We start from the raw sequence: 14,458 nt of genomic DNA on the forward strand, positions 1-14,458 counted from the left end.
TTATCTTCAGCCTGTTTTGACCGAAACCCTGTTCGAACGGTATAATATACACATGATGGGCAACAGGTACCCCGGAAATGAGGATACAGGTATGCAGCGCAAAGTACTTTCAACGATTGAAGAAATCAAGGTCTACTCCGATCCGTATCGGATACAGATCCTGAATATGTTTAATAAACAGGGAAGACCCTCTACGGTCAAAGAGATCGCAGACCAGATGGGCGAGGTGCCAGCCAAGGTACATTATCATGTGAAAAAACTGGAGAAAATCGGTCTGCTCACCATCGTATCCACTCGTGAAATTAATGGAATCATCGCCAAATATTATGAGCCCTTCAAAGGAGAAATTCAGCTCCGTAACGAAGATGAAGAGAATTCACCTCTGAAGGAGGTATTTCGTTCCGAAACCTTCAAATTGTTAAATGAAATGTTTGAGCAGAGCCGTCGGCGATTTATGAATCAGGCGGAGAACGGGGACCGTATGTTCATCTCGGATATGACGTTGTATGGTAGCCGGGAAGAAGTTGAGCAGCTGTACAACAATATTACGAAGATGTGTGAACCTTATTTAACGAAAGATAAGCATAATGAGGACAAGGAGGTCTTTCATTTATTCAGTTCCCTGTCTAAAGATACGGTGAATAAGCCCGCTTCGGAAACCGCTGAGAAATTGAAAAAGAAGGATTCACCCGATAAGGGCAAGTCCATTGCAAAGGCGTCAAGACCTGCTAAAAAGCAGAAGAAATCCTCGTCTGGTGGTCAGGCGGAAGAGTAATTGAAGCATATTCATCGGCATTATTGAAGTTTCGTCTGTGTAAAGATGATATGCTCTGCCAAGAAAAAAGCCGCCAATGGCGGCTTTTTCATGCGTAATTTGGGATGATGGAAGACATGTACCTATTTTAGCGTAAACGATCTTAATTCGTTCATAAACTACATGTTTTCATCATAATCTTTCACGTCACGTTTGGCTGCGGTTGCGGGAGAGTTCGATGTGCCATACTCCTCGACGGCTTCCCAGGCGTCAGCGTTATCGAACTTGCCAGCATTGCGCTGTCTTACTTCTCCGGCACCGGTTGGCGGCATGGTCATGACCTCCTCTTCAACGGGCCGTTCGTTGCTTAACTCGCGGTTAGGCGTATCATCGATACAGTAGGCTGTGTAAGGGATTGCCTCAAGTCGTTCGAAGGGAATATCTTTACCACAGGTCACACAGGTGCCATACGTTCCCTGATCGATTCGCTCCAACGCTTCGTTTACCTGATTGAACTCGTCGGTTAACGTATCATCGATCGCCAAGTCACGGCTTCGCTCAAACGTTTCCGTACCGGCGTCTGCCGGGTGATTATCGTATGATGACAGTTCGCCTGTTGAATCTTTCAGGGATTCGGCGGGAGCACCGTCTTCCATGCTGGATTCAAAATGGCGCTGTAGGTTTTCGCGTTGTTCCAAAAGAGCGTTTTTTAGTTGTTGAAGTTGATCTTTGTTTAATGTACTCATAAGAACATGCTCCTTTCCCGCAATGGGGTTGTAGTCAGTCCTTACCCGAATTTCACAAAAAGCAATCAGTTTCGCGTATAAAGAGGGGCTTACGATTTTATATCTGACGGATAATGTGTTATAAAAAATAGAGAGAGAAAATGCGGCGGTATCTGCGATCCTACCGATGCATACCGCGGCGCGTTTGATAATGGAGGGTTGCCAATATGGATGAGCATATGAAACGAAGATTGGACAAACAAAGACAATTATTCAAGCAATTGGGCGTGCAGCTCGACGCCTTATCCATTCATGAAAAACAATTCAACTATAAACTTCGTGGTTATGATCCGGATGAGGTGGATGCCTATCTGGATTTGGTTATTAAGGATTACGAACGTTTCTATGCCAATATAGCGGATCTGATGGACAAGTGGCAAGAACAGCAGTTAACGATTCGGGATCTGAAATCAACGGCGAAGCCTGTAGAAGATCCAACGAAGATTGATCGCAAACAACTGGATGATATTGTGAAACAACTGGAATACAGTGTTCGGCAATTAAAAATTAGGGCTCGCCCTGAGCAGGACCTGTTCTCGGAGTAAAATACACATCTGGGATGATATAAAATTAGCATTTTGCATCATTCGATTATTATCGCTACGGGTACAAGATATAAACGAATAGAATCCTTTCGATCTATATTTTGCTGATTGGAAGGCGCTCTTTGGGATTGATGCAAAATGCAATAAAAGGTGGTTAATCATGAGTACTCATTTTTCGGTCAGTGTGCATTGTTTGTTGTTGTTGTCTTTCAGCGCGCCTGAGCGAGTCACTTCGGCACTGATTGCTGGCAGTGTGAATACCAACCCTGTCGTGGTCAGACGTATTCTGGGCGGGTTGAAAAAGGCAGGACTTGTTGACTCCTCACCAGGAACAAGAGGATTCTATCTTGCCAAGCCTTCAAGCGAAATCACATTAGCGATGATCTATCAGGCTGCCAAGGATGAAGGCCCATTGTTTCCGATTCACGGTAACTGCAATCCAAATTGTGATGTGGGCCTTCGGATCGATAGTCTTCTGACCAATCTGTACCAGGTTGCCGAATCCAAGGTGGAACAGTTCTTCGCATCCATCACCCTTGAAGATATGGAGCGTTCCTGTTCCCAGATGGAAGTTGCTGCATCGCCTGCCGAGTAAAGCATAATGTAAGGGAAAGGGAAGGTGTGCTGTACTATGAAAATTATTGTCATCTCGGACACTCATTTACCTCGAAGAGCACGTAAATTACCCGATCCCCTGCTTGAGGCGCTATCTGATGCCGATCTGATTCTCCACGCAGGTGACTGGTCGGACTGGAGTGTATATAAGCTGCTCAGCGCTTATGGGCCCGTTGAAGGTGTAGCAGGCAATACGGACCCACCTGAAATAGGTCAAAAACTAGGGTTCTCCCGCATCGTTGAGGCGGACGGTTTGCGTCTTGGTCTGGTACATGGCCATCTCGGAACAAAGTCTACCGAGCAGAATGCGATCCATACCTTTGCAGGGCAGCAGGTGGATGCCGTGATTTTTGGACACTCGCACATTCCGGTGATGCATACGGTCAATGATGTGCTGATATTTAATCCGGGTTCTCCTACGGATCGGCGGCGTCAGCCGCAGTATTCCTTTGGTATCATGACGACACATATGGGGAAATTGCAGGCGGAACATGTTTATTTTGATGCAAAATAGTAGTTGAAAACCAGGCATCTCGAATCAGAAGGATCTTCTGTTATTCGGGATGCTTTTTGCTGTGTGTGTTCAAAAGGGTACTTCAAGTTATCTCTGAATGGGGAATATGGCCTGCCGTTTATCTGTCGTTCATCTCTTCGCGTTCACCCCTATGGAGGCATTCGTATGAATGATACAATGCGTTTACAATCATAAATTGAATACGTTTACATAAGGAGATGAGTGTTGATGAAATTATCTGTGTTCACTGTAGCCACACCGGACTTGACGGCAGAAGAATTGGCTTCTGCCGCAGCCGCAGCAGGCATCGAGGGAATCGAATGGAGATATCGCGGAATACCGGCGGATGCTTCATCCGAGGAACCTTCTTATTGGAGACATAATCGTTGCTCGATCGATCCAGACCAGTGGGAGGAACAGGTGCCCGTATTTCGTGACGCGGCAAAAAAACATGACAGACAATCGATTGCATTGGTACCGTATCTGAGTAGCGGAGATCTGCTTGCTACAGAGCAGGCGTTTCAAGCGGCTCAAGCCTTGGGGGCATCCATGATGCGTGTTGGAGTTCCCGGCTATGATCGCACCACCCGCTATCCTGAATTGTACAAACAAGCGGTGCATTATCTGAGCGAGGTTCAAGAGATGGCCCAACAATATAAGGTAAAAGCTGTAGTGGAAACCCATCATCAGACGATCGCACCTACTGCATCACTGGCTTATCGGCTCGTGCAATCGCTCGATTCACAACATGTAGGCGTATTGTATGACCCAGGCAATATGGTCCATGAAGGGTATGAGAATTATCGCATGGGGCTGGAGTTACTGGGGCCTTATCTGGCGCATGTGCATGTGAAGAATGCGGCTTGGTTTAAGGATACATCAAACCTGAATTCGAATTCCAGTGCGAATGAACAAAATGCTGAAATCTCGCTAAAATCAAACTGGCATTGTCAGTGGGCCCCCCTGACCGAGGGCGTGGTGAACTGGTTGCAAGTATTCCGTGACCTCAAATCCGTTGGATATGATGGATATTACGGGATTGAAGATTTTAGCGGAGTCTTGGAATCGAAGGCGATGTTACAGCATTTTGCAGATGTTTTTGCCGAAATTGAACGTCGTGTGGACGAGGAGGTACAGGTATGAGTTTGGTTCGAGTAGCTGTCATTGGAATTGGGAATATGGGTGCTGCCCATGCCAGAACGCTGGTAGCAGGAGAAGTACCTGGTGCAGAACTGGTGGCTGTGTGTGATGTGAGACAAGAAATGGAGAGCTGGGTATCCGGCAACCTGCCGGCTTCAGTCACCTATTGGCAGGATGCGGAGCAGATGATGTCATCCGGGACGATTGATGCGGTTATTATAGCCACCCCGCATTATGACCATCCCGAAAAGGCCATTCAGGCGTTTCAGTATGGCTTGCATGTCATGATCGAGAAACCTGCCGGAGTATATACCAAACAGGTACGCAAGATGAATGAAGCGGCTGCTGCCAGTGGCAAAGTGTTTTCCATGATGTATAATCAGCGAACCAACCCTTTATATATCAAGCTGAGGGATCTGATTGCCTCGGGAGAACTGGGTGAGGTACGGCGCACCAACTGGATTATTACGAACTGGTATCGCTCTCAGAGTTATTATGATTCAGGCGGCTGGCGGGCAACGTGGGCTGGTGAAGGGGGCGGGGTGCTGATCAATCAGGACCCTCATCAACTGGATCTGTGGCAATGGACGATTGGCATGATGCCCATTCGTATGCGGGCTTTCTGTTCATTCGGCAAATACCGGAACATTGAAGTGGAAGATGACGTAACGGCATATGTTGAATATGAAAATGGAGCAACGGGTGTATTCGTGACCACGACGGGTGAAGCACCAGGCACCAATCGATTCGAAGTCAATGGGGATCGCGGCAAAATTGTCATTGAAGATGGTCAGTTGACCTTCTGGCGTCTTCGTGAACCTGAGCCTGAGTTCAATCAGAGATTTACCGGAGGATTCGGACAGCCGGAATGCTGGAAGTGCGAGGTGCCGATTACCGGTGTGGAAACCGGACACCCTGGTCTGATTCGGAACTGGATCGATGCCATCCTGAACGGAACCCCGCTCATTGCTCCCGGAGAAGAGGGTATCCATGGTTTAACATTATCCAATGCGATGCTGCTGTCGACCTGGACGGATAACTGGGTGGATCTTCCTATCAATGAGGATTTGTTCTATGAGCATTTGCAGCAGCGAATTGCGAGTTCCAATACAAAGAAAGACAAGGCGGCGAGCAGTCAGCCTGCAGATCTGTCACAGACATTTAAATAGTGTTAATTTGCACAAATGCAGAATCCGGAGACTCATTTTCCATACGTAATCATATAAGGCACAAATTCAAATGCTCATAAGGGAAGGTTGGATAAGACATGGCAAAAGACGGAATGTTCTATGCTCCAAAGAGTCTGAAAAAAGAGGTAGTATGTGGTCCAGGTGAATTCACCATTGCTGCTGTGGCGTTGGACCATGGGCATATCTACGGCATGGTTGGCGGGCTGGTGGAGGCCGGAGCAACGCTCAAATGGGTGTATGATCCGGATCAGGCAAAGGTGGAGGCTTTTCTGAAAAAGTTCCCGCAAGCCCAGGCAGCGGCATCTGAAGCAGACGTACTTGCCGACGATGAAGTGCAGCTCGTAGCCGGAGCCGCGATTACTTCCGAGCGCGCGCCGCTCGGCATGAGAGTTCTGGCCGCAGGCAAGGATTATTTTACGGACAAAGCGCCCTTTACCACACTGGATCAATTGTCGCTTGCACGTGAAGAAGTTAAACGTACGGGGAAGAAGTATATGGTCTATTACAGTGAGCGTCTGCATGTGGAAAGTGCGATCTATGCCGGACAACTGATCGAACAGGGAGCCATCGGCAAAGTTGTTCAGGTTATGGGGACGGGGCCGCATCGATTGAATGCGGGTGGTCGGCCTGAATGGTTCTTCCAGCATGAAAAGTATGGCGGCATCCTCTGTGATATTGGAAGTCATCAGATCGAGCAGTTTCTGACCTTTGCCTCGTGTACGGATGCAGAGGTGGCGTTCAGTCGGGTGAACAACTTCAATCATCCACAATTCCCGGAACTGGAGGACTTTGGCGAAGCATCACTAATCGGCAACAACGGGGCTTCCGGTTACTTCCGGGTAGACTGGTTTACACCGGATGGTCTGGGTACATGGGGCGATGGGCGAACGGTTATTTTGGGAACGGACGGATACATTGAACTGCGTAAGTATATCGACGTGGCGAGAGAGCCTGAAGGCGATCAGGTGTACCTGGTTAACCATGAAGGAGAATACCGTTATAGCGTCAAAGGACAGGTAGGTTATCCGTTCTTCGGTGAACTAATCCGAGATTGTCTTGCCCGAACAGAAATCGCTATGACACAGGAGCATGCGTTTAAGGCGGCAGAACTCTGCTTGATTGCACAGCATAAGGCGATGAGTGAGAGAGTGGTATGGAGTAGTGGTGCGAAGTAAACGGTTTTATTTGGAATTGTAATAGAATATGTAGGGGGAGAGCAGCCTGGTGTAATGGCTGCTCTTTGGTTTGCTGTAGTCACTTCGCAAATGGAACAATATGGTTTATTATGTATGTAGTACGTAAATGGAGTGGAATGTGTAGTGTTTACGAAGTACATAAATTGGATGTTAGATGAAATTACGATGCAAGTTCTTATCAAAATCAAAAACTATGAGGTGCATAATGCCAAGACTAATTACATTGGCTGATGGAAGATCAGTAGAAGTTGAATGTGTAAGCTGCGCATTGACAAGTGGTTTGATTTCTTCAACAGGTGGAGTAATTTTTGAATCAAGCAACTTTCATGTCCATCAAGATATTGCTTACCCAATTAAAGGGTTAGTTATATTAGCTTCAAAGAGGCATTTCTACTGCATGGATGAATTAACAGATGAAGAGCGATTAGAATTTATTTCGTTAATCCATAAGCTCAGAAGTGAACAAAGAAAACGATTGGGAATTGATAAGGTCTATTATTTTTATAATGAAGATACAACACATCACTTTCATTTATGGATGGTTCCTAGATATGAATGGATGTACCAATTTGGAAATTCAGTAGAATCATTAAGACCGGCATTATTACATGCAAGGAATAATATGAATGACGATGAGAATATGAAGAGTGTAGAAGAAGGGGTTAGCATGCTAAGAGAGGGCATGAGGGATTTTGTGAGTAGCTCAAAGTAACCTCATCTAACACTGTTTTCACGCATCGGGCTGACGCCCTCGGTCTGGCAGAGGAGTAATCGGGGAAGTGGATGCAACCAGACAACCCTGCGAGGCTAAGTCTTCGACCCGGCTCCTGTTGGTCGCCTTAAGCCTCTCGGGTTCGTGAACACAAGAACGTTATATGAAAGATATTCAAATCAGAAGGGAAGTCAAACATAATGATCAGAGTCGATGTAGCTTATTCCTTAATTACTGATCCAACCAATTCCAAAATATTAATGGTAAGGAATGTAGATGAATCTAGTGACCGATGGTCACTTCCAGGCGGGGCTGTTGAAAGAGAAGAATCATTAGACCAAGCAGCAATAAGGGAAGCTAAAGAAGAAACAGGACTAGATATTAAAGTTCATGGAATAGTGGCAGTAAATGAATGTAAGTTTCCGAAAAAAGAAGAACATGTAATATTTATAACATTTAAAGGTGAGGTAATCGGTGGGAATGAAGAAATAGTTAGACCTAATGAAATTTCTGAAATAGCTTGGATTGATATAGAGGAGGCTGAACAATTAATGCCTTACTATAAAGATGGATTAAGAAGATTAATAGATGGATATGAAATAACATATTTTAACGAAGGCAATAAGTAATTTTTGTGAGTTGTTCGAAATGGCATATCCTTCATATAACAAAATATTCGCACTGCGGGCCATTCGTTCCTTGATCTGCCAGGAGTGTTTCGAGGAAGAAAAATCCGGCAGATACATCCATTCCCCTAAGATAAGAGCTATCTAAGGGGAATGGACGTCGCGAATACACCAACGTTATCAGAAATAAGTAAAAAATATAAAAAGGGGAAAATAACTTGACTCAGAGTAGAGAAGAGATATTAATGGTATTAGCCCAGAATTATTATGAATTCTTATGTTCTTTACCCTTCGAGAATAAATTATATATGATTGGTATAAATGAAGGGAAAAATAAATTTTTGACAATATTACATATCCACTTATTGAAAAAAAATATATCGATGAAGCCAGCAGATAAACACTTTACTACTGATTACATTTCACCATTAGCTTTAAAAGTTCTCAAATCTGGAAAAAGGTCAGGATTGCGCTATGAACACTTGGTTCCGAAACAAAAATATATTCAAAAACCATGTGAAGATCTAGCAAAGGAAAATAGATTAACAATTGAATTCATATACGACCAGTTAGAGAAATACCTTTGGACAGCAACCATTACTGAACAAGAAGAGAAGTTACTGACAAGAACTAATATGCCAAAAGAATGGGATAATATTGATATAAAAGCGAGATATTATGCAGTAGGAATTGAATTAATAGAACATCAAAGAGATTTTTATTTGTAACTCAATGATGGAACTTACTTCTGATAACATAATATTCACGCTGCGGCCGTTCGGCACTGGGTCTACCGTAGATAACTCGGGGGAAGCGGATGCATGCAGACAACCCCTACGGGGTTCTTGAATACAGGAAAGTTATAGGAAATCAGACAAAACATATTAAAACCACAAAAGATATCAAAAATCCATATTTACTGGGGGTATTTCTATGCAAGGGTACAATGTGCTAATGATTTATAACAAAGGTATGGATCAATTGCTTATGTGTAAACGATTAAAGAATCCCTATAAGGGATTGAATAATCTAGTTGGTGGAAAAATCGAAGACGGTGAATCAGGTATTCATGCTGCTTATCGGGAGTTATTAGAGGAAACCGGAATCTCAGATCAGGATATCATACTGCATCATTTGATGGACTTTAAGTATTACATTCAGAATTGCTATGTTGAAGTTTATGCTGGAAGACTAAAGCAAGATGTAATAATATCGGGGGATGAAAACGAACTATATTGGTCTGATCTAAATAAGGATTTTTTTGATACGTCTTTATTTGCTGGCGAAGGGAATATAGGACATATGATTGAGCAAGTGAAAATGAGTAAGGAACTATTATTAAGTGATTAGTAGGTATTCATAATACAAGAGTATTTTGTAAGCTATTCGAAGAAGGCTGACATCCTATAACAATGCTTTCAACGCTGCGCGGCTTTCGCCGCTTGGTCCGGGCCGAAGATGAGAAGCCAGGAAGCGAAATCAGCCGGACACATCCGACTTTGTCGGACGACGTGAATCCTGAACGTTATCGGAAATCGGAAAAACAAAAAAATTGATATAGGAGGACTGATGAAGAAATATTACATTTCAATATCTATTCTACTTGTAGTGATTATTGTTGCAATTAGTATTCTGTATTATCAAGATGAAAAAATGAATGAAGTTAAATCCGATATGGGATCTAGAATGATAGCTAGTAATATCATTCAACTCGAAGGTGCAATTATGTTTCAAATTCAAAATAATTGGAATGAGCCTAATAATGTAAATGAGAAAGTAGAGGATGTAATTGAAGGATTATACATGACTAGAAGTGTAGCAGATCGGTTCAATAAATTATCAAGTGAAGATGATGAGATACTAATGAGACTAATTCGATATTTCGAGAAATTCCGATCTTACTCAGGCTTTCCCAATTATTCAATCGATGAAAAAGAAATAAAAGCTTATGTAAAATTACGTGAGGATCTCAGAGACGTTGGTTGGGGAATGAATATAAGCTATTCGAGTAGTTGGCATGAATTAATAGAAAAAGCAAATAAATTAATGAGTATGTAATTCAAAGTAGTGCCGACATCCGATAACACCATTTCACGCATCGGGCATTCGCCCTCGGTCCGGCAGGAGATATTGGCAGGGGTGTTGAGTCAGCCGGACACATCCGACTTTGTCGGACGTCGCGAATATAAGAAACGTTATTGGAAATTTTCGTAAATATAAATCAAATAAACTCAAGGGGGATTGCGATGAAGAATCAAAAACCAGTAATTATTGAAGAATACAATGAAGAATGGCCAAAAGCATTCAATATAATAGAATCAATTTTATCAAATAAACTTAGTGGTCTAGCATTACGAATTGAGCACGTTGGAAGTACATCGGTACCGAATCTTGCAGCCAAGCCAATCATTGATATTGATGTAGTATTTGAATCTATGGAGTACCTACCAGGGGTAATCAAGAAGCTAGACGAACTGGGATATGTACACGAAGGTGATTTAGGAATTAAGAACAGAGAGGCATTTGCAAGAAAGGACGTTTATGTACCTTACAGTAGTGAAGGCTATGTGAAGCACGAACATCATCTATACGTATGCAATAGAGAAAGTGACGAACTAAAAAGACATATAATGTTTCGAGACATATTAAGAAAGTATCCCTTATTGGTATCTGAGTACACAAATTTGAAGATCAAACTGTCAAGTAAATTCAGAAACAATCGCAAAGCCTATACTGAAGGAAAGACAGAATTTGTTACGAGGATAATGAATGAGTACAAAGATGTTTTGTAGAGTATTTCAGGAAGACGAAGACATCCGATAACAAAGTGTTCCAACTTCTCGACTGTCGTCGCTCGGTCTGCCTGAGGAATTTTCATTGAAGCAGATTCAGGCAGACACATCGATTCCCCTAAGATAAGAGCTATCTAAGGGAAATCGACGTCAGGAACACAAAAACGTTAGCCGAAAGAAGTTCTTAGTTTAGGAGGAGTCTATATGATATTAGAAAAAGTTATAAATAGAATTGTAATACAAAGTGAATATAAGGATTTTGTTGATAAGTATATAGATAACATACTTACCGAATTTAAAGGTAAGATTCATAGCATTTATATGTGTGGCTCGATTCCAAAAGGAACTGCTAAACCTTTTAAGTCAGATGCAGACTTTACTATTGTATGTGTAAATCCCAAAGATATTGATTACGAAAGATTGTCAAATATTAAAGACAGGCTTTTGGAAGAATATCCAGTAGTAACTAAGATTGATACGATAATTTGCTCGATTGACGATGTATTAAGTAAACCGAATGAGTGGGGTTTTTGGGTTAAGATAATTTGTGTTTGCATATATGGTCATGACGTTGGTGAAAAAGTACCACCGATAATTATTTCTCCAGAGTTCATTGTAGACTTAAATACAGAGACCAAGGAGGAAGTAGATCGTATACATCGTTTACTTTCTAATGCTAGTGATAACACAATGAAAACTAGATATATTAAAGGTTATTCGAAGAGATTAATTCGTGCATTATACTCTTTGGTTTTAGAAGATACAGGTGTATGGCAAGATGACATTATTAAGATGAAGAATGCCATATTAAACTATTGCGAGATTGACTCCGCTTTAGTTGATTATCTGTATACTTGTTACTTGGATAGTAATGTACTTGTTGAAGAGTTTCTGGGAATTGCAGATGAAGTATATAGCTATTTTGAGAACGCCTTAAATACAATGGCTGCTTCCAGAAATTCCTTTGGCTAACAACATATTGACGCTCGTAGTCACTCTGAGAAGCGAGTGACCACATCCAGCCCCCTAAGCCCGTCGGGACGTCACTGCATTAGGTGTTCGGCAAGCCTCACAACTATAAGCAGCGACTCTAAGGGGCCAGGACGTCGTCAATACAAAACGTTATGTGAAATATTACAAAGATAAATATATAGGAGAATCTCATGGCTGAATTGTGGAAAAGGATAACGAAAGAGAATCATTTTTTTGAAATTTTATTGATTATTCTAATACCGTTATATTCTTACAAGTTCTTTTATGAAGATAGATTTAATGATTTAATACAACTAATAAAATCGAAATTTAAAGAAATTGAAGTAATTATCGAGTTTGTTTTTTACATGTTTTTCTTCTATTCATTTGTCATTTTAGCAGTGTGTCTGTTTTTAGCATTAATATATAAACCAGTAGGTTTGATTTACTCATACAAATTTAAGAACAACGAAAAAAGTGGAGAATATTTTATAGAAAATTATTTTAGTTTGTTTTATGGATCACAAAACAGAGCAAGCTTTGTATTTAGATGGTTATTGCTTATTATGGGGTATTTGTACATTATTAATCCCAAATCTATTATTGAACTATGGGACTCAATTTTAATTAAGTATGAGTCACTAAACTGGATCATGGAAATTATTATATTTATACCAATAATGTTTTATGGATTACTTATTTTCATTGCATTATTAGGTTCTTATCAAATGTTAGCGAATAAATTTTTGAAAACTCAAAAAGAACAAAGTCATACTCAAGCTAATCAATAAGCGTGGTAATTCACCTAACATTATATCCACGCTTCGGAATCTTACGATTCCTCGGTCCGCCCGAAGAGAATAGCAAGGAAGCGGAATCAGGCGGACACATCCGCACCGACTAACCGCATCGCGGCCGTTCCTGTTGGTCGCTTAAGTCGGTGGGACGCCGTGAATACGAGAACGTTATGAGAAATCACTCTAAATAATATAAATCAGTAATTGTATGTTGCAATTTGTTTCCATTTTTTATAACAAATTAGTTTAACTAAAAAAATTTAGGGGATGATTATGTTGCAGATCAGACGAGCTACGATTAATGACGCTGAAGGAATTGCAAAAGTTCATGTGGATAGTTGGAGAACTACATACAAGGATATTATTCCAGAGGAATTCTTAACCAATCTATCATATAAACAAAGAACTGAATTATGGATTAAAAATATCGGAAAAACAGACAATTTTGTGATATTAGCAGAGAACAAGGAAGGGGAAATCATTGGATTTGCAGATTGTTGGAAGAGAGAGACAAATACGGAGCCCGACTCAGGTGATTTGACTTCAATTTACATACTTAAGGAATATCAAGGTATAGGATTAGGAAAGGAATTACTTAAAGTTATATTTTCTCGATTCAATTCATTGGGTTATCAGAAGATATTTGTTAATGTTCTAGAGGATAACAAGGCGCGCTATTTTTATGAGTATTATGGTGCACACTTATGTAAATCAGTTCAAATAAAAATTGGAGGAAAAGCCCTAAATGAATTAATTTATGAATGGGATAACATTGAAGGAGTATTAGCAAGATTAACTAAAACTAATTAATAAATTAATTGTATTTCCATGGGGTCGGTTATCTCACAACAATATGTTCATGCTTCAGGGCATTCGCCCCTCGGCCCGGCTGAAGTTAGAAGTGGACTCGAAAATGAGCATTTCAGCAGCAAAGAAGGAATTCAGCCGGACACATCCGCACCACCTAACCGCGTCTCGGCCAGTCCCATACGCTCCTTTAAGGTGGTGCAACCTCATGAACACAAGAACGTTATGTGAAATCAGCTTAAATAAGAGAGAGAAAGAGTGGGATAGATGATTCAAAGTAGATATTTATTTGTATCCCGTGAAGGCAAAGTTGTAAAGATCGCTCGGCCTAAAGATCATAAGTATAAATCTGTTCCTCAATTAGCAGGTGAGGACGTACTTGAGGTGATCTTATATTACAGGAATAAAGATAGGAAGCCGCATAAACTGCTTATGGTGGAATTTGATAGATTCCATTTGGATTCTCACGGAAATTATAAACAGACAGAAGAAGATAGAAAACGAGCTATTCATAATTTTCTTTCTTTTGGGATGGCTGATGCTGAGAAAAGATCATTATACGATTACATAAATGAGAAGCTACCCAGTTTTTCAGATGATGCTCCCAATGTAGTAGAAAGTAAAATTAAAGCTCCTAAAGAGAAGCATGAAGATTTCAAAAGCATGGCAAAGAAATCAAAAAAAGCTGTATAAGTAGTTCGAAGAAGAAGCTGACATCACATAACATAATATTCACGCATCGGCCATCCGTCCTCGGTCCGGCATTCGCCGGACTCTCAGCATACGCTGAGTCGTGAATACAGGAACGTTATCAGAAATTATTGCAATTTATAAAAAAGGAGTCTCTTAAATGATTAATATTCAAGGTATTCTGCCTCATAGGTATCCATTTTTGTTAATTGATAAAGTACTGGAAGTCGAAAAAAACAAATGGGCTAAGGGATATAAAAATGTTTCAAGTAATGAGTGGTATATGAATGAACGGAATGCTGTTATTCCTAGTACATTGATAA

18 protein-coding genes and 1 pseudogene are annotated in these 14,458 nt (G+C 41.3%); 18 read left to right on the plus strand and 1 reads right to left on the minus strand.

Annotated elements, in window-relative coordinates:
• Positions 1 to 52: 52 nt before the first annotated feature.
• Positions 53 to 775, plus strand: coding sequence for an ArsR/SmtB family transcription factor (locus PPA03S_RS22205; RefSeq protein ID WP_245683699.1), 723 nt, complete (start codon positions 53 to 55; stop codon positions 773 to 775).
• 158 nt (positions 776 to 933) lie between these two features.
• Here the strand turns inward: PPA03S_RS22205 and PPA03S_RS22210 are convergent, their stop codons facing one another.
• On the minus strand, positions 934 to 1,500 hold the full coding sequence (locus PPA03S_RS22210; RefSeq protein ID WP_062326162.1) for a TraR/DksA C4-type zinc finger protein: 567 nt from the start codon (positions 1,498 to 1,500) through the stop codon (positions 934 to 936).
• A gap of 206 nt (positions 1,501 to 1,706) precedes the next feature.
• Here PPA03S_RS22210 and PPA03S_RS22215 point away from each other — a divergent pair, with 206 nt between their 5' ends.
• From PPA03S_RS22215 to PPA03S_RS22295, 17 genes and pseudogenes are all read left to right on the plus strand, one after another.
• Positions 1,707 to 2,084, plus strand: coding sequence for a DivIVA domain-containing protein (locus PPA03S_RS22215; RefSeq protein WP_062326163.1), 378 nt, complete (start codon positions 1,707 to 1,709; stop codon positions 2,082 to 2,084).
• Positions 2,085 to 2,244: 160 nt separating this feature from the next.
• The gene (locus PPA03S_RS22220; protein ID WP_062326164.1) at positions 2,245 to 2,679 is read left to right on the plus strand and encodes an Rrf2 family transcriptional regulator; all 435 of its coding nucleotides are present in this window, start codon (positions 2,245 to 2,247) and stop codon (positions 2,677 to 2,679) included.
• A 36-nt stretch (positions 2,680 to 2,715) separates the two neighbouring features.
• Positions 2,716 to 3,213 (plus strand): metallophosphoesterase family protein, encoded by a 498-nt coding sequence (locus tag PPA03S_RS22225; protein ID WP_062326165.1) that lies wholly within the window; start codon positions 2,716 to 2,718, stop codon positions 3,211 to 3,213.
• A gap of 228 nt (positions 3,214 to 3,441) precedes the next feature.
• Complete coding sequence (locus PPA03S_RS22230) at positions 3,442 to 4,356, plus strand: sugar phosphate isomerase/epimerase family protein (RefSeq protein ID WP_062326166.1); 915 nt, start codon at positions 3,442 to 3,444, stop codon at positions 4,354 to 4,356.
• Complete coding sequence (locus tag PPA03S_RS22235; protein WP_062326167.1) at positions 4,353 to 5,522, plus strand: Gfo/Idh/MocA family protein; 1,170 nt, start codon at positions 4,353 to 4,355, stop codon at positions 5,520 to 5,522. Before PPA03S_RS22230 ends, PPA03S_RS22235 begins: the two co-directional genes overlap by 4 nt.
• Before the next feature lie 98 nt (positions 5,523 to 5,620).
• Positions 5,621 to 6,718: a Gfo/Idh/MocA family protein gene (locus tag PPA03S_RS22240; protein ID WP_062326168.1), complete on the plus strand. Its 1,098-nt coding sequence runs from the start codon at positions 5,621 to 5,623 to the stop codon at positions 6,716 to 6,718.
• 226 nt (positions 6,719 to 6,944) lie between these two features.
• Positions 6,945 to 7,451, plus strand: coding sequence for an HIT family protein (locus PPA03S_RS22245; protein ID WP_062326169.1), 507 nt, complete (start codon positions 6,945 to 6,947; stop codon positions 7,449 to 7,451).
• A gap of 200 nt (positions 7,452 to 7,651) precedes the next feature.
• Entirely contained in the window at positions 7,652 to 8,080 is a 429-nt protein-coding gene (locus PPA03S_RS22250; protein ID WP_062326170.1) for an NUDIX hydrolase, read from the plus strand.
• Positions 8,081 to 8,295: 215 nt separating this feature from the next.
• The gene (locus PPA03S_RS22255; protein ID WP_062326171.1) at positions 8,296 to 8,805 is read left to right on the plus strand and encodes a hypothetical protein; all 510 of its coding nucleotides are present in this window, start codon (positions 8,296 to 8,298) and stop codon (positions 8,803 to 8,805) included.
• Between the two features lie 205 nt (positions 8,806 to 9,010).
• Positions 9,011 to 9,427: an NUDIX hydrolase gene (locus PPA03S_RS22260; RefSeq protein ID WP_062326172.1), complete on the plus strand. Its 417-nt coding sequence runs from the start codon at positions 9,011 to 9,013 to the stop codon at positions 9,425 to 9,427.
• A gap of 219 nt (positions 9,428 to 9,646) precedes the next feature.
• Complete coding sequence (locus PPA03S_RS22265; RefSeq protein ID WP_062326173.1) at positions 9,647 to 10,135, plus strand: hypothetical protein; 489 nt, start codon at positions 9,647 to 9,649, stop codon at positions 10,133 to 10,135.
• Between the two features lie 188 nt (positions 10,136 to 10,323).
• The gene (locus tag PPA03S_RS22270; RefSeq protein ID WP_062326174.1) at positions 10,324 to 10,869 is read left to right on the plus strand and encodes a GrpB family protein; all 546 of its coding nucleotides are present in this window, start codon (positions 10,324 to 10,326) and stop codon (positions 10,867 to 10,869) included.
• A gap of 204 nt (positions 10,870 to 11,073) precedes the next feature.
• The gene (locus PPA03S_RS22275) at positions 11,074 to 11,841 is read left to right on the plus strand and encodes a nucleotidyltransferase domain-containing protein (protein ID WP_062326175.1); all 768 of its coding nucleotides are present in this window, start codon (positions 11,074 to 11,076) and stop codon (positions 11,839 to 11,841) included.
• Between the two features lie 191 nt (positions 11,842 to 12,032).
• A complete protein-coding gene (locus tag PPA03S_RS22280; protein WP_062326176.1) occupies positions 12,033 to 12,632 on the plus strand; it encodes a hypothetical protein in 600 nt (199 codons plus the stop codon).
• Between the two features lie 282 nt (positions 12,633 to 12,914).
• The gene (locus PPA03S_RS22285) at positions 12,915 to 13,448 is read left to right on the plus strand and encodes a GNAT family N-acetyltransferase (protein ID WP_062326183.1); all 534 of its coding nucleotides are present in this window, start codon (positions 12,915 to 12,917) and stop codon (positions 13,446 to 13,448) included.
• 264 nt (positions 13,449 to 13,712) lie between these two features.
• A complete protein-coding gene (locus PPA03S_RS22290) occupies positions 13,713 to 14,138 on the plus strand; it encodes a hypothetical protein (protein ID WP_062326177.1) in 426 nt (141 codons plus the stop codon).
• Between the two features lie 157 nt (positions 14,139 to 14,295).
• Positions 14,296 to 14,458: pseudogene (locus PPA03S_RS22295) on the plus strand (beta-hydroxyacyl-ACP dehydratase); the annotation flags it as partial.

Source organism: Paenibacillus pabuli NBRC 13638 (genome assembly GCF_001514495.1).
Taxonomy (GTDB): Bacteria; Bacillota; Bacilli; order Paenibacillales; family Paenibacillaceae; genus Paenibacillus; species Paenibacillus pabuli.